Source organism: Burkholderia sp. GW821-FHT14F03 (assembly GCF_058803765.1).
The window spans coordinates 17,596-31,160 of sequence record NZ_JBXAPG010000020.1 but is presented as its reverse complement, the minus strand read 5'-3'; the positions used below and the strand labels follow the sequence as shown (position 1 = coordinate 31,160).

Annotated in this window: 16 protein-coding genes; 10 read left to right on the top strand and 6 right to left on the bottom strand. The window is 72.5% G+C overall.

The annotated features are described in order from the left end of the window. Nucleotides 1-14 precede the first annotated feature (14 nt). Complete coding sequence (locus AC1RQF_RS15565; RefSeq protein WP_492872417.1) at nt 15-1,070, top strand: AraC family transcriptional regulator; 1,056 nt, start codon at nt 15-17, stop codon at nt 1,068-1,070. 64 nt (nt 1,071-1,134) lie between these two features. Here the strand turns inward: AC1RQF_RS15565 and AC1RQF_RS15560 are convergent, their stop codons facing one another. Next, nucleotides 1,135-2,121 carry a GlxA family transcriptional regulator gene (locus AC1RQF_RS15560; RefSeq protein ID WP_492872416.1) on the bottom strand — a complete coding sequence of 329 codons (987 nt, stop codon included), beginning with the start codon at nt 2,119-2,121 and terminating at the stop codon, nt 1,135-1,137. A gap of 106 nt (nt 2,122-2,227) precedes the next feature. On the opposite strand from AC1RQF_RS15560, the gene AC1RQF_RS15555 reads away from it, so the two are divergent. Then, nucleotides 2,228-2,761 carry a tautomerase family protein gene (locus AC1RQF_RS15555; RefSeq protein ID WP_492872415.1) on the top strand — a complete coding sequence of 178 codons (534 nt, stop codon included), beginning with the start codon at nt 2,228-2,230 and terminating at the stop codon, nt 2,759-2,761. Between the two features lie 81 nt (nt 2,762-2,842). Here the strand turns inward: AC1RQF_RS15555 and AC1RQF_RS15550 are convergent, their stop codons facing one another. Continuing rightward, on the bottom strand, nt 2,843-3,592 hold the full coding sequence (locus AC1RQF_RS15550; protein WP_273996788.1) for an ArsR/SmtB family transcription factor: 750 nt from the start codon (nt 3,590-3,592) through the stop codon (nt 2,843-2,845). Between the two features lie 126 nt (nt 3,593-3,718). On the opposite strand from AC1RQF_RS15550, the gene AC1RQF_RS15545 reads away from it, so the two are divergent. The 4 genes from AC1RQF_RS15545 (at nt 3,719) to AC1RQF_RS15530 (ending at nt 6,459) form a co-directional block, all read left to right on the top strand. After that, nucleotides 3,719-4,153 (top strand): nuclear transport factor 2 family protein, encoded by a 435-nt coding sequence (locus tag AC1RQF_RS15545; protein ID WP_273996789.1) that lies wholly within the window; start codon nt 3,719-3,721, stop codon nt 4,151-4,153. After that, nucleotides 4,150-5,571: an MFS transporter gene (locus tag AC1RQF_RS15540; protein ID WP_492872414.1), complete on the top strand. Its 1,422-nt coding sequence runs from the start codon at nt 4,150-4,152 to the stop codon at nt 5,569-5,571. The genes AC1RQF_RS15545 and AC1RQF_RS15540 overlap by 4 nt, the downstream gene beginning before the upstream one ends. A gap of 114 nt (nt 5,572-5,685) precedes the next feature. Next, the gene (locus AC1RQF_RS15535) at nt 5,686-5,949 is read left to right on the top strand and encodes a hypothetical protein (RefSeq protein WP_492872413.1); all 264 of its coding nucleotides are present in this window, start codon (nt 5,686-5,688) and stop codon (nt 5,947-5,949) included. Next, nucleotides 5,950-6,459: a GNAT family N-acetyltransferase gene (locus AC1RQF_RS15530; protein WP_492872412.1), complete on the top strand. Its 510-nt coding sequence runs from the start codon at nt 5,950-5,952 to the stop codon at nt 6,457-6,459. It begins immediately after the preceding gene. Here AC1RQF_RS15530 and AC1RQF_RS15525 read toward each other — a convergent pair. The 4 genes from AC1RQF_RS15525 to AC1RQF_RS15510 form a co-directional block, all read right to left on the bottom strand. Beyond that, on the bottom strand, nt 6,416-7,609 hold the full coding sequence (locus AC1RQF_RS15525) for a retropepsin-like aspartic protease (protein ID WP_492872411.1): 1,194 nt from the start codon (nt 7,607-7,609) through the stop codon (nt 6,416-6,418). The two genes, AC1RQF_RS15530 and AC1RQF_RS15525, sit on opposite strands and share 44 nt — an antisense overlap. Nucleotides 7,610-7,658: 49 nt before the next feature. Then, complete coding sequence (locus AC1RQF_RS15520) at nt 7,659-8,528, bottom strand: alpha/beta hydrolase (RefSeq protein ID WP_443111457.1); 870 nt, start codon at nt 8,526-8,528, stop codon at nt 7,659-7,661. 45 nt (nt 8,529-8,573) lie between these two features. Next, the gene (locus tag AC1RQF_RS15515; RefSeq protein WP_492872410.1) at nt 8,574-8,993 is read right to left on the bottom strand and encodes a DUF4180 domain-containing protein; all 420 of its coding nucleotides are present in this window, start codon (nt 8,991-8,993) and stop codon (nt 8,574-8,576) included. A gap of 102 nt (nt 8,994-9,095) precedes the next feature. Beyond that, complete coding sequence (locus AC1RQF_RS15510) at nt 9,096-9,524, bottom strand: helix-turn-helix domain-containing protein (RefSeq protein WP_492872409.1); 429 nt, start codon at nt 9,522-9,524, stop codon at nt 9,096-9,098. 340 nt (nt 9,525-9,864) lie between these two features. Between AC1RQF_RS15510 and AC1RQF_RS15505 the strand changes: the two genes are divergently transcribed. From AC1RQF_RS15505 to AC1RQF_RS15490, 4 genes are all read left to right on the top strand, one after another. Beyond that, nucleotides 9,865-10,464 carry a sigma-70 family RNA polymerase sigma factor gene (locus AC1RQF_RS15505; protein WP_273996796.1) on the top strand — a complete coding sequence of 200 codons (600 nt, stop codon included), beginning with the start codon at nt 9,865-9,867 and terminating at the stop codon, nt 10,462-10,464. Next, the gene (locus tag AC1RQF_RS15500) at nt 10,461-11,189 is read left to right on the top strand and encodes an anti-sigma factor (RefSeq protein ID WP_492872408.1); all 729 of its coding nucleotides are present in this window, start codon (nt 10,461-10,463) and stop codon (nt 11,187-11,189) included. The genes AC1RQF_RS15505 and AC1RQF_RS15500 overlap by 4 nt, the downstream gene beginning before the upstream one ends. 413 nt (nt 11,190-11,602) lie before the next feature. Next, nucleotides 11,603-12,397 (top strand): DUF1295 domain-containing protein, encoded by a 795-nt coding sequence (locus tag AC1RQF_RS15495; RefSeq protein WP_273996798.1) that lies wholly within the window; start codon nt 11,603-11,605, stop codon nt 12,395-12,397. Between the two features lie 22 nt (nt 12,398-12,419). Beyond that, nucleotides 12,420-13,514, top strand: a complete 1,095-nt coding sequence (locus AC1RQF_RS15490; protein WP_273996799.1) for an SAM-dependent methyltransferase — start codon at nt 12,420-12,422, stop codon at nt 13,512-13,514. The last annotated feature ends 51 nt before the right edge of the window (nt 13,515-13,565 follow it).

Sequence of the window (13,565 nt, the reverse complement as noted above, 5' to 3'; positions counted from 1 at the left end):
TTTCGGCCAAAACGATGACACGACGATCCGCCAAAGACAATCTGGGGCTGCGGCGGCCGACCATTCCCGTCGCCTACCTGCGGCTGCTGCTGCAAGTGTTCGAGGAGCGCGGCATCGACGCGCGGCAGGCGCGCGCCGGCACCGGCCTGCGCGACGACGTGCTGGCCGAGCCGGACGCGCGCGTGCCGCCGGCGCAATGGGCGCGGCTCGTGCTCAACGCGCTCCGGCTCAGCGGCGACGAAGGGCTCGGCTTCGAGCTGGGGCTGCGGCTCAAGCTGTCGGCGCACGGCTTCCTCGGCTACGCGGCGATGACGGCGCCCGACCTGCGCACGGCGCTGCAGGTGCACGCGCGCTACTTCCGGATGCGCAACCGCCAGTACCAATTGCAGTTCACCGAGGACGACGCGGGCGCGCGGGTCGTCCTGTCGGGTGTGCAGGCGAGCCCCGTGCTCCAGCACCACATGATGTTCGAGATGGTGCTGACCGGGCTCGCGCATGGCATCGCGACGCTCGCGGGACGCGCCGCGCCCGGGGTCGAGCTGCGCTTCACGTGGCCCGAGCCCGATTACTACGCGCGCTATCGCGAGCGGCTGCCGCGCGTGCGTTTCTCGTGCGACGCGCATGCGCTGTGGATTCCGCGCGCCGTGCTCGACTGGCCGCTCGCGCTGGCCGACGAGGTCGCGCACCGGCAGGCGCTCGTGCAGGTCGAGCGCGAATACGCGGCGGTGCGGCAGGAGGAAGGCGATCTGGTCGAACGGGTGCGGGCGGAACTGGCCGGATACGCGGGCGGCTATCCGGGCCCGGAGTGGCTGGCGCAGCGCCTGCTGCTGTCGACCCGCACGCTGCGGCGACGCCTGCTCGACGCGGGGTCGAGCTATCGAACGCTGCTCGACGAAGCGCGCTTTCGCGACGCGCGCGAATTGCTGCGCGCGTCCGACCTCGATCTGAAGACGATCGCCGAGCGGCTGGATTTCAGCGATCCCGCGAACTTCACGCGCGCGTTTCGCAAATGGGCGGGGCAGACGCCGAGCGCGTACCGGCTCGCGGCCGCGCGGGAGGGGGCGCGCTGAGGGCGGGCGTGGCGCGGCGCGGTCGATCCCGCCGCGCGGCAGGCCGCCGCGGCCCGGTCGCACCTCACCCGCCGAACCGCTGCTGATACGCGCGCGGCGACAATCCGGTCAGGCGGCGGAACAGCTGCCGGAAGGTCGCCGGATCTTCATAGCCGACCCGCTCGCTGACCGTCTCGAAGCCCACCTCGCCCGCCTCCAGCAGCCGCTTCGCGACCTCGACCCGCAGGGTCTGGAGATACGCGAGCGGGGCCTGCCCCACCGCCTGCTTGAAGCGCCGGTTCAGCGTCCGCTCGCTGACGGCGAGCCGGGCCGCCAGCTCCGGCAGGCGGAAGCGCTCCCGCAGCGTCGCCTCCATCCGGCGCTGCGCGCGCGCGACGAGCCGGTCCGCGTGCCCGTGATCGACGAGCAGCGACGCATAGGAAGCCTGCTCGATGCGGTGCATGTCGATCAGCATCAGTTTCGCCGTCGCCGCCGCGAGCGCCGCGTCCGTGCATTTCTCCACCAGCCGCACCGCGAGCATGAGGCTCGAGGTCACCGCGCCGCTGCACAGGATGCCGTCCTGCTCGGTCAGGACTTCGCTGGCCCGCAGTTCGACCCGCGGATAGCGCCGCGCGAAATCGGCGGCCTTCGCCCAGTGGGTCGTCGCGATCCGGCCGTCGAGCAGGCCCGCCTCCGCGAGCAGATAGCTGCCGGTGCAATAGGACGCGAGCAGCGCGCCCGCGCCATGCTGGCGCCTGAGCGCGGGCAGCAGCCCGCACCAGGCGGCGCGGCGTGCGATGAACGCCTCCATGTCGTCGACGAACGGCGCGGCCAACAGGATCGCGCCGGTGCGCCGGCGCGGATCGAGCGCGCCGTCCACGGCGATCGTCTGCCCGGACGCCGCGCGCACCGGCGCGCCGTCGAGCGACTCCACCCGCCAGCGCAACGCCCGGAACCGCGTGCCGTCCGCCTCGGCGCGGCGCGCGCCCAACTGGTTGGCCGCGTGCAGCACGTCGACCGTCCCCGCCACGCCCGACGCCAGGATGCCGTCGTAGACCCAGATCCGTATCATCGCCGCGCTGTCCGATTTGCCTTGAGGAATGGCGATACTGCCACTTCGCCGCCGCGCCGTGAAGCATGACGATAAGCACACTTCCCCACCACGAAGGAGCAACGCCATGCCGATGATCGACGTCTGCATTCCCGAGGGCGCGCTCGCGCCCGCCACCGAAGCCGCGCTGCTGAAAGACCTCACCGACATCCTGCTGCGCGCGGAAGGCTTCGATCCCGCGAATCCGGTCGCGCAAAGCGTGTCGGTCGCATATCTGCACCGGCCCGCCGCGATCTTCGTCGGCGGCGCGCCCGCGCCCGAGCCGCGCTACCGGATCGTGGCGTCGGTGCCGGAAGGCCAGTACGACGACGATGCGCGGCGGCGGCTCGTCACGGACGTCACCGCGGCGGTCGCGCGGGTGGAAGGCCGTGCGTTCGGCGACGTGGCGTCGCGCGTCTGGGTGTTCCCGACCGAAGTCCCGGAAGGCGACTGGGGCAGCCGCGGCGTGATCCGTCCGCTGCCGGACATCCATGCGTTCATCGCCGGCGAGGCCGAGCGGCCGGTCGGCGCGGCGCGTCTGGCCCGGCGGCGGCGCGACAAGGCGCGCGTGTTGCTGGAAAGCGTGCTCGGGGCGTTGGCGGCCGAGCCGCGCGAGCGCTGAGGTCCGGGGCGCGCGTCGGCCGCGCCCGAGGGGCGGGCCGGCCGCGTGCATCAGCGCGCCGCGGCGCGCCCCCGTGCGCCGTCACGGCCGCGCGTGCGCGCCGGCCCCGCTGTCGGGCGGCGCCTCCGCCTCCGTCAGCGCATCCGCATCGATCCCGAGCCATTCGTGCAGGCCGGCCCAGCCGCGCGGCGTCAGGTCGAGCGCACGCGACGACGGCGTGCGGCGCAGCCAGCCCTGCTCGCACAGGCATGCCAGGAGCCCGGTGCCGAGCGGCCCCGCGAGATGATGCCGGCGCTCGGTCGAATCGAGGCACTGGCGCGCCACGCCGCGCCGGCCCGCCGCGAGCGCGCGGGTATCCATCCCGAGCGCCGCGAACCACGCATGGCCGTCGGGCGTGATCTCGAAACGCTTGTCCGCGACGGCGACGATCAGGCCGCGCGCCTGCAGGCGCTGCGTGACCGTCACGCCGAGCCGCCCCGCCAGATGGTCGTAGCAGCAGCGCGCGAAGCGCAGCGCCCGCGCATGCGGCGCGGTCGAGCGCGCCGGCGCGGGTTCGCGCGGGCCGATCGAGGCGAGGTTTTCGAGCGCGGACGCGACGTGCGCGTCCGCGAGCCGGTAGTAGCGATGGCGGCCCTCGGTCTCGACGCTCAGCAGCCCGCCGTCGAGCAGCTTGCCGAGATGCGAGCTGGCCGTCTGCGCGGTGACGCCGGCCGCGCGCGCCAGCTCCCCGGCCGGCCGCGCGCGGCCGTCGAGCAGGCTCACGAGTATCGCGAGGCGCGCGGGATCGGCGATCAGGAACGCCGAGGAAACGATATTCGCGTTGGCTTGCATCACGGGCTCCCAGGAATACGTCGACGATAGCACCTCCGCCCCGGCCGTCGCTTCGATACGCATCGAAGCATCGGCGCGCGCGGCGCGGCTACGCTTCGGCCATTCCCTCCCCTTCGTGAGCCGATCATGACCGACACCTCCGACGCCCGCCTGCGTCACATCCACCACGCCTGGCACGCCGCCGTGGTCGCGCGCGATCTCGACGCGCTGCTCGCGCTGTACACCGACGACGCCGTGCTCGAATCGCCGCTGATCCTGGTCGCGCTGCCCGACCGGCGCGACGGCGTGCTGCGCGGCAAGGACGCGCTGCGCGCGTTCTTCGCGACCGGCCTGCGCGCGGCCGCCTCCGCCGCGCCGACCCGCTGGCATCGGAGCGACGTGTTCCTCACGCACGGCAACCGCCTTGTCTGGGAATACCCGCGCGCGACGCCCGACGGCGATCAGACCGACCTCGTCGAAGTGATGGATCTCGACGGCGAGCGGATCGCGCACCATCGCGTCTACTGGGGCTGGACCGGCTTTCTCGCGCTGAGCGCGATGCGGCGCGGAGACGCGGCGTGAACCCCGCCGTCGCCACGGCCTGCGCGCCGCCGCGCGTTGCGGCCCGCGTCCTCCCGGCCGTCTGCGTCAGCTACGTGCTGGTGCTGCTCGACACTTCGATCGTCAACCTCGCGCTCGGCCGCATCGGCGCGGCCTTCGGCGCGCACATCGCCGGGCTCCAGTGGGTGATGAACGCGTACACGCTCGCGTTCGCGAGCCTGCTGCTGACGGGCGGCATGCTCGGCGATCGCTGGGGCGCGCGGCGGCTGTACGTCGCCGGGCTCCTCGCGTTTACGCTCGCCTCCGCGCTGTGCGGCCTCGCGCCGTCCCTGCCCGCGCTCGTCGCGGCGCGCGCGGGCCAGGGCCTCGGAGCGGCGCTGCTCGTGCCGTGCGCGCTGAAGCTGATCAACCAGCATGTCGTCGATCCGCGCGCGCGGGCGCGCGCGATCGGCCTGTGGGTCGGCTGCGGCGGCGTCGCGATGGCGGCCGGCCCGCTTCTCGGCGGCGTGCTGATCCGGCTCGCCGACTGGCGTGCGATCTTCTTCGTCAACCTGCCGCTCGGCCTCGCCGCCGCCGTGCTCGCGTGGCGCCTGCCCCACGACCGCATCCGCGCCGTCGCCGCGCGCCTCGACCGGGCCGGCCTGCTGACCGGCATCGTCGCGCTGGGCACGCTGATCGGCGTGCTGATCGAAGGGCCCGCGCTCGGCTGGCGCTCGCCTGCCGTCATCGCGGGCGGCGCGGCCAGCGTCCTCGCATGGGCCGCGCTGCTGCGCATCGAGACGCGCGGCGCGCACCCCATGCTGCCGCCCGCGCTGTTTCGCGCACGGGTCTTCAACGGGTCGACGGGGGTCTCGATGGCCTCGGCCTTCGTGTTCTACGGCCTGCTGTTCGCGATCAGCATCGACTGGCAGCGCGCGCGCGGCGCATCGCCCCTCGCAACCGGGCTCGCGCTGCTGCCGATGACGGTGATGGTCGCGCTCGGCAGCCTGTGGTCCGGGCGGCTCGCCGCACGGTTCGGCGCTCGGCGCGCGCTGTGCGCGGCGTTCGGCGGCTACGCGGCGGGCGCGCTGGGGCTGCTTGTCGGCGGGCCGGGCGCGCCCGCGTGGCTCGACGTCGCCTCGCTGCTGGCGATCGGCTGCGCGTCGGGTTTCATCTCGCCCGCCGCCACCGCGCCCGCGCTGGAAACGGTCGACGCGCACCACGCGGGCATCGCGGCGGCCGTGCTCAACACCGCGCGCCAGGCGGGCGCGGCGCTCGGCGTCGCGGTATTCGGCGCGCTGCTCGCCGGCGCGGCCGATTTCACGCGCGGCATGCATGCGGTGCTGTGGACCGCCGCCGCGAGCGCGGTGCTGGCGGGGTTCGGCGGCGGATACGCATGGCGCGGACCACGCGCCGCCGCATCGGACACCCCCGCCGCGCGCGCATTGCCGCGCGGCTGATCCGGCCCACGGCGCAGGGATTTTGTCCTACCATTGCGTGACGATGCGCGCGCACCGATCCCGCCAGTGCTTGCGCGCGCAACCATTGCGGCGCCGTTCCTTTCGGGAGCTTTCATGAAACATGCCGGCGCGGCCGCGCTCGACCGGCTGGAACCCTTGCTCGCCGACGTGCGCGCGCTGCCCGGCCTGCGCGAGAAATCGCGCGGGGTGTTCTACTGGAAATCCCGGCCGTTCCTGCATTTTCACGAGGAGGCGGCCGATCTCTACGCGGACCTGCGCCGCCATGACGACTTCGAGCGCTTCCGCCTCGATGGGCCCGGCGAGCGGCAGGCGCTGCTCGCCGCGATCGCCGCCGCACTCCAGGCCACCGGAACCTGAATGAACGACGTCCCGCCTTCGACGCCCCCCGCGCCCGGGTTCCGCTTCGAACCGGCCGCGGCCGACGACGCCGAGGCGCTCGTCGCGCTGCGCATCGCCGCGATGCGCGACAGCCTCGAACAGCTGGGGCGCTTCGATCCCGACCGGGCCCGCGACCGCTTCCTGGCCACGTACGCGCCGGCGCACGGCCGCTGGGTGATCGTCGACGGCGCGCGCGCGGGCTTCGTGCAGCTACGGCCCGACGATGCGGGCCTGAAGCTCGATCACTGCTATATCACGCCCGCGTGGCAGGGCCGGGGAATCGGTTCCGCCGTGCTGCGCGCGCTGCTCGCGGAAGCCGACGCGCAGGCGCTCGACCTGCGGCTCGACGCGCTGCGCGGCAGCGCGTCCCAGCGCTTCTACCAGCGGCATGGTTTCCGGCAGGAGGCCGAATCGGCGTGGGACATCCACTATGTCCGCCACGCGCTCACGGCGCGATCAGGTCCCGCAGCGCAATCCGCACCTGCCTGAGCGCATCCGCGCGCCGGATCACCACCGGCACGTCGGCCAGGTCCGGCGTGCGCAGCAGCGCGCGGATCGCGGCCAGCGTCGCCGCGTCGCCCGGCAGCGCGCCGACGCGCTCGACCCGATCGCCCACGCGAATGCCCGCCTGCGCGGCCGGGCCGCCCGCGACCACGTCCATCACGCGCAGCCCGGCCGCCTCCCCGAGCCCGAGCCACATGCCGCTGCGGTCGTAGTGCTCGGGCGCATCGGAATCCGCGCGCCGCGCGAGCCACATCACCTGATGCGGATAGTCGAACGACACGCGGTAGCGCCCAAGCACGCCCATGCCGACGCTACCCGCGCGATCGGTCCGCGCGAACCCGCCCGCCTTCTGCAACGACAGGCGGGTCACGGGCGGCGCCAGCGCCACGTCGCCGATCGAGCACGCCGCCGCCCGTCCCACGCGCGCGCGGATCGGCCCGCCGCCGCCATAGCCCGTCATCGCCTCGACGAGCGGGCCGAGCCGCGCATCGAGCCCGCGCTCACGCCAGAACGCGCCGAACAGCGTCAGGCTGAAGCGGTCGCCGGTGTCGACCTGGAACACGCCCGCCTCGCCCTGCACCGTCGCGTCGACGAGCGGCATGCCGTTCTGGTCCAGCCGGAACGGCACCGGCACGGCGCCCTCGGGCGGGTGAAATGCGTCCGGCGCCTCGACGGTCAAGGTTCGCGCGCCCGTATCGAGCGTCACCACGCGATCCCGGAACAGCTCGACGCCCAGCACGCCGTCGAATCGCGCGAAGCCCATCGCGCGGCTCAGCACGCCGACGTCGAACGCGGGCGCATCGAGCGCGCCGAGCGACACCGTCCCGACGCGCAGCGCGCGCACGTGCACGACCGGAAACGCCAGCGCCTGTTCGCCCGCCCCGGTGCCCGTTCCCGTGCTCACGCGCGGCAGCCGCAGCCGCGCGGCCGTCGCCGCGCTGACCGTGGTTTCCGACGAACCGGTATCGACGATGAACGCGAACGGCCCCTGGCCGTCGATCGTCACGTCGACGAACGGCCGGTTGTCGACGATCGACAAGGGCAGCACCACCGCCGCGACCGCGGCCTGGCCCGCGACCCAGGTCGCGCCCAGCACGACCGCAAGGCCCAGCCTGATCCGATGCGCCGTGCGCATGCCGCCTCCTTTCAAGGGAAAACCAGGGAAAACCGCTTGATGCGCGCGCTTATCTGCGCGGCTCCGCGCTCGCGATGAACGCCGTCACGTCGTCGAGCAGCGGCACGAACGGGCGCACCGGCAAGCCGAACGCCCCGACCAGCACCGCATGCCCGACGCCCGCGTAATGCTTGACCCGCACCACGCTGCCCGCCTCCTGCAGGCGCGCGGCGAAGCGGTCGGTGTTGGCGGGCCGGACCGTGGTGTCGTTCGCGCCCGACGCGAGCAGCATCGGCGGCTCGCCGCCGTCGACGAAATTGATCGGCTGGCTCGCGGCGCGCGCCGGTTCGGGAAAGATCCGCATCAGCGTCTCGTCGCGCAACGGCAGGAAATCGTAAGGCCCGGCCAGGCCGATCACGCCCGCGATGTCGCGCTTGCTGATCTCGTGCTCGGCCAGGAAGCGCGCGTCGGTCGCGAGCATCGCCGCGATCTGCGCGCCCGCGGAATGGCCCATCAGGAACAGCCTCGACGGGTCCGCGCCCAGCTCCACCGCATGATCGCGCGCCCAGCGCACCGCGGCCGCCGCATCCTCGACGAACGCCGGGAACACCGCGTCCGGATACAGCCGGTAGTCGGGAATCACCGCGACGCAACCGCGCGACGCCAGCGCCTCGCCGACGAACTTGTAGTCGCTGCGCCTGCCGCTCTGCCAGCTGCCGCCGTAGAAGAACACGACGAGCGGCACGGGTGCGCCGCCGGGCCGGCGCGCGGGCGCATAGACGTCGAGGGCGTGACGCGGCCCGTCGCCATAGGCGAGATCGTAGCGGCCGACGAACGACGAGCGGCCCGCCACCACGTTCAGCACCGCGGCCGGCCGCCAGCCCGCCACGACGCCGAACGCCAGCACCGATCCGAACAGCAACACGCCTGTGAGCATCATTTCCGTCACCTGCACAAGCCGGGCGTCACGTGGGCCACCTGCGCGCTAGACGATCCGGGCCATGCCGGACACGTCGCGCCCATGACCGGACGCCGTCCCCAAGAGCCGAACGCGCAGCGCATCGTGATCCGCGACGAACCAGACCGTGCGACCCTGATTCGACTCTAGGACAAAATCGCGCCATGCCGTACTCTCCGCAACCCGGCCCGTGAGATTCCCGACGATCGCGACGCACAGCCGGTAGTTGACGAGCTTCTGCAGCAGCATGCCCGCCACCCTCGTGCGCAGCTGGAAAAACGCGGGCGTGAGCCGTGCGGCCGGGATCACCACCCACACCGCGCCGCATCCCCATGCGGCGGCGATCAGGTCGCCCGCATCGCGTTCGTTCGCGATCGCGGAACCCCGCTCCGCGCACATCAGCACCGGCACGCTGCCGATCTGCACCACTTCATCGGATGTCGTCATCGAATTCCCCTGGATGTTCCGGCCGGCGTCGCCGGTCTTTGGTCTTTGGTTTCTGGTCTTTTGCGCCGCGCGCGGCTTATCGCTGGATCGTGTCGCGCGGCATCAACGCAGCGCATCCGTCAACATCTGCACGAGCCCCAGCCACTCGGCCGCATCGGCCGGCGCGGCGATCAGCACGCACTTCAGGCGCGACTGCGACGGGTCGTACGCGCTCTGCAGGCGAATCGGCATCGCGCCGGCGTCGCGGCCCAGCAATGTCGCCTGCAGGGCCGTCGCCAGCCGCTCGGCCTGCGCGGCCGACAGCGCGTCGATCTCGACAATGCTGGTCACGCGCGCGCTCGGCGTCGGCCCGGCCGGCGCGACGGCGGCCGCGCCGCCGGCAAACCGCGCGACTTCGTCCCGCAGCAGCCGATAGGACTTGCCGATGCGCGTCGCAGGCAAACGGCCGTCGTGGATGAAGCGCAGCACGGTCTTCGGATGCAGGCCGAGATGCGCGGCGGTCTGTGCGACGGTGTAATAGGAGGCTTCCATTCTCGCTCAAATTGTTCTCAAACGTACCTTATATTACCCGTCAAAAAAGACTAATAAGGTACATTTATTCACATCTGGAGACGGGATTCCGTTGTCTTGACCGAGGCGGCTCATGCGATCCAGGCGTAAGCGCCGTGAAAAAACCGCACTCGGCCGCATCCGCGCCCCGCGCCGGGACGTAATCGTCGACAGGCGCGCGCCACCCGGCCCGCGCCGCCGCCCGCTTACTCACGAGTCGCCCCGCCTCATGCTGAATGCCACGCCCTCGCTGCGCCCGTCGATGCTATATTCGACCCGGCACTCCTCCATCCGCCCGGGCGACGTCAGCCTCATGCCACGCATGAACGAAGACGCAGGACACGCAGAGCCCCTCGACCACGACGCGTCCGATCCGGACCGCGCGCGGCGCACCCGTCTGAACGCCCTGCTGCTGCAGGTCGCGTCGGGCGACCAGCCGGCCTTCGCGGCACTCTATCGGCAAACCTCGGCAGGCCTGTTCGGCGTGATCGTCCGGATGCTGCGCGATCGCGGCGAAGCCGAGGACATCCTGCAAGAGGTGTACACGTCCGCCTGGCGACGCGCCGACCAGTTCGATCCGGCGCGCGGCAGCGCGATGACGTGGCTCGTCACGCTCGCCCGCCATCGCGCGATCGACCGGCTGCGGCAGCATCGCGAGGAGGCGCTCGACGAAGACACGGCACTCGATCTCCCCGACGCGGGCCCGACACCCGCCGCGCAAGCCGAGGCCAGCGAGGAACGGCGCCGGCTCGAACAATGCCTGGGCGCGCTGGATGCGCCGCAGCGCGACGCGGTGCGCGAAGCGTTCTTCACGGGTGCGACCTACAGCGAACTGGCGGAACGCGTGCGGGTTCCGCTCGGCACCATGAAAAGCTGGATCCGGCGCAGCCTGATCCAGTTGAAAACCTGTCTCGAACGATGAGCACGCCCCTCGATCCCGAACGCGAACTGCGTTGCGCCGAATACGCGCTCGGTGTGCTGGACGCCGGCGAGCGCCGCGCGCTGGAACACGCGTTGCCCGACGATCCCGCCTTGCAGGCGACGCTGGCGCACTGGCATGAACGCCTCGCGCCGCTCGCCGAGGCGGTTGCGCCGATCGAACCGCCGGCGCGGGTCTGGACGCGCATCCGTCACGACCTCGGCTTCGCGCCCGCGCCCGGCTCCGCGCCGCGCAGCGGCTGGCTGGACAACCTGCGGCTGTGGCGCTGGCTCGCGATCGGCGCGAGCGTCGCCGCGCTCGCGCTGCTCGCGGTCAACCTCGTCTGGCTGCGCGAGGCCGCGCCGCCCGCCGCCGGCGGCGTCGCGAACCGCTATCTGGTCGCGACGATCGCGCGCCAGGACGGCATCGCGCACTGGACCGCCACGGTCGACCTGCAACGCGCGAGCCTCGTCGTCGTGCCGGCCGTCCCGCCGCGCATCGCGGCGAAGCGCGTGACCGAACTGTGGCTGATTCCGCCGAACGCCCAGCCCATCCCGCTCGGCGTATTCGCCGCCGACGCCCCCGCGACGCTCGCATTGCCGCCCGCGGTCGTCGCGCGCATGAGCGCGCGCGCCACGCTCGCGGTCTCGCTCGAACCGCCCGGCGGATCGCCGACCGGCCTGCCGACCGGCCCCGTGCTTGCAACCGGTCCCATGCAGGGCGCCTGAGCCGCGGCGACGCGCCCGCGCGATGACGCATGCCTGACTGACGCCCCGCTCGTGGGCCGGTCACGCGCACCGATCCGGCGCGATGCGGCTCGTTACGCGCGTCGCATCCGCAAGCTGTGGGCCTCGTTGCCCGCGCCTCCATGCGGCGCCGCCTCTCGCCTCTCGCCTCTCGCCTCTCGCCTCTCGCCTCTCGCCTCTCGCCTCTCGCCTCTCGCCTCTCGCCTCTCGCACCTCGCCTCTCGCACCTCGCCTCTCGCACCTCGCACCTCGCACCTCGCACCTCGCACCTCGCACCTCGCACCTCGCCGCATCCGCCTCAACCCATCGCCCCGCTCCCGGCAACACCCCCTCATCGTTGCATCCGGTACGCCCGCTGATCCGTATCCGTCACTGAACGCCTCACGGAGCCGCCCATGCCTGTCCTCGCGACCGCCGCGCTCGCCAGCGCCGGGACCCTCGCCGCCTTCCTCGCCGTCTGGCTGCGGCAGATGAAAACCCTGAACGCCGGCGTGATCGATCCGGTCTGGGCCGCCTCGCTCGGCGTCACCGCCGTGCTCGCCGCGGCGCTCGGCACGGGCGCGCCCGTCAATCGCGCGTTCGTCGGCGTCGCCGGCGGGCTCTGGGGCGCGCGCCTTGCCGCCCACCTGTGGCAACGCCAGCACGGCAAGCCCGAAGACGCCCGCTACCGACAGTTGCGCATCGCATGGGGCGCTCACGCCTCGCGCCGCATGCTCGGGTTCTTCCTGCTGCAGGCCGTGGTCTGCGCACTGTTGTCGGTCGCGTTCCTGGTCCCGGCCTACCAGCCCACGCCCGCCGGCGGCCTGCGCCTCGCGGGCGCGGCCGCCGTGTGGCTCGTCGCGCTGGCCGGCGAGCGCGCGGCCGATCGCCAGCTGCGTCGCTTCATCGCCGTGTCGGGCGGCTCGCGCGCCGTATGCCAGGCGGGGCTGTGGCGCTACTCGCGCCACCCGAACTACTTCTTCGAATGCCTTCACTGGGTCGCGTATCCCGTGCTCGCGCTGGACCCGCACTGGGGCGCGCTCACACTCGCGCCGCCGCTGCTGATGGCCTGGCTGCTGCTGAAGGTTTCCGGCATTCCCGTGCTCGAGGCGCATCTCGCCGCGACCCGCCCCGCTTATCGCGGCTACATGCGCACGACGAGCGCGCTGATCCCGTGGCCGCCGCGACGGCCCGCCCCCGATCCCGACTGATCCGATCCCGACAGGAGCCACGATGAGCGACACCACGACCCCTCGCGCCGGCCGCCCGACGCCCGCCGCCCACGACAGCTGGCCCATCCGCGCCTGCGAACAGGGCTGGCTGCCCGACGCGCTGGTCCGGGCCGGCATGCGCGCACTGCTGCGCCAGCGCCTGCGCGACGAACAGGCGGGCGACGGCGAAGCATGCGCCCGCGCCTTCGAGCAGTTGCTGTGCGAACTGCGCGCGAGCCCGATCGCCATCGACACCCCGGCCGCGAATTCACAACATTACGAATTGCCGCACGCGTTCTTCGCCGCGCATCTGGGCCCGCAACTCAAATATTCGTGCGGCTATTACCCGAACGGCCGCGAAACGCTCGCCGAAGCCGAGGAAGCGATGCTCGCGCTGTACGCGACGCGCGCCGGCCTCGAGGACGGGCAGCGCATCCTCGACCTGGGATGCGGCTGGGGCGCGCTGTCGCTATGGCTCGCGCAACGTTATCCGCGCGCACAGATCGTCGCGCTGTCGAATTCGCACGGCCAACGCGCCTTCATCGAGGCGGCCGCGCATGCGCGCGGCCTCACGAACCTGCGCGTGATCACCGGCGACATCGTCGATTTCGACTTCGACCCGGATCAGGCCGGCTTCGATCGCGTGCTGTCGATCGAGATGTTCGAGCACATGAAGAACTACGGGCTGCTGCTGCGCAAGATCGCGCGCTGGATGCGCGACGACGGCCTGCTGTTCGTGCACCTGTTCGCGCATCGCACGCTCGCCTATCACTTCGCGGCGCGCGACGGCAACGACTGGATGTCGCGCCACTTCTTCACGGGCGGCACGATGCCGTCCGCCGCGCTGTTGCTGCGCTTCCAGGACGACTTGCGGGTGCGCCGCCAGTGGTGGCTGAACGGCACCCACTACGCGCGCACCGCGAACCAGTGGCTCGCGTCGCTCGATGCCGCGCGCGACCGGGCGCTGCCGATCCTGGCCGACTGTCATGGCCGGCAGGCCGCGCGCGCGTTCCAGCGCTGGCGCATGTTCTACATGGCCGTGGCCGAGCTGTTCGGCTACGCGCGCGGCAGCGAATGGGGCGTCGCCCACTACCTGCTCGACAAACGTCGCCGCTGACCACAGCGCGGCGCGACGCCGTGCATCCGCACGCGCGCGCCGTCCGTATTC

What these genes read in the sequence shown, in the direction of transcription:
- AC1RQF_RS15535 (WP_492872413.1), top strand. Translation starts at nt 5,686, where the DNA reads ATGAAACATGCCGGCGCGGCCGCGCTCGACCGGCTGGAACCCTTGCTC.
- AC1RQF_RS15555 (WP_492872415.1), top strand. Translation starts at nt 2,228, where the DNA reads ATGCCGATGATCGACGTCTGCATTCCCGAGGGCGCGCTCGCGCCCGCC.
- AC1RQF_RS15500 (WP_492872408.1), top strand. Translation starts at nt 10,461, where the DNA reads ATGAGCACGCCCCTCGATCCCGAACGCGAACTGCGTTGCGCCGAATAC.
- AC1RQF_RS15510 (WP_492872409.1), bottom strand. Translation starts at nt 9,524, where the DNA reads ATGGAAGCCTCCTATTACACCGTCGCACAGACCGCCGCGCATCTCGGC.
- AC1RQF_RS15525 (WP_492872411.1), bottom strand. Translation starts at nt 7,609, where the DNA reads ATGCGCACGGCGCATCGGATCAGGCTGGGCCTTGCGGTCGTGCTGGGC.
- AC1RQF_RS15560 (WP_492872416.1), bottom strand. Translation starts at nt 2,121, where the DNA reads ATGATACGGATCTGGGTCTACGACGGCATCCTGGCGTCGGGCGTGGCG.
- AC1RQF_RS15515 (WP_492872410.1), bottom strand. Translation starts at nt 8,993, where the DNA reads ATGACGACATCCGATGAAGTGGTGCAGATCGGCAGCGTGCCGGTGCTG.
- AC1RQF_RS15505 (WP_273996796.1), top strand. Translation starts at nt 9,865, where the DNA reads ATGAACGAAGACGCAGGACACGCAGAGCCCCTCGACCACGACGCGTCC.
- AC1RQF_RS15565 (WP_492872417.1), top strand. Translation starts at nt 15, where the DNA reads ATGACACGACGATCCGCCAAAGACAATCTGGGGCTGCGGCGGCCGACC.
- AC1RQF_RS15495 (WP_273996798.1), top strand. Translation starts at nt 11,603, where the DNA reads ATGCCTGTCCTCGCGACCGCCGCGCTCGCCAGCGCCGGGACCCTCGCC.
- AC1RQF_RS15520 (WP_443111457.1), bottom strand. Translation starts at nt 8,528, where the DNA reads ATGATGCTCACAGGCGTGTTGCTGTTCGGATCGGTGCTGGCGTTCGGC.
- AC1RQF_RS15490 (WP_273996799.1), top strand. Translation starts at nt 12,420, where the DNA reads ATGAGCGACACCACGACCCCTCGCGCCGGCCGCCCGACGCCCGCCGCC.
- AC1RQF_RS15530 (WP_492872412.1), top strand. Translation starts at nt 5,950, where the DNA reads ATGAACGACGTCCCGCCTTCGACGCCCCCCGCGCCCGGGTTCCGCTTC.
- AC1RQF_RS15545 (WP_273996789.1), top strand. Translation starts at nt 3,719, where the DNA reads ATGACCGACACCTCCGACGCCCGCCTGCGTCACATCCACCACGCCTGG.
- AC1RQF_RS15550 (WP_273996788.1), bottom strand. Translation starts at nt 3,592, where the DNA reads ATGCAAGCCAACGCGAATATCGTTTCCTCGGCGTTCCTGATCGCCGAT.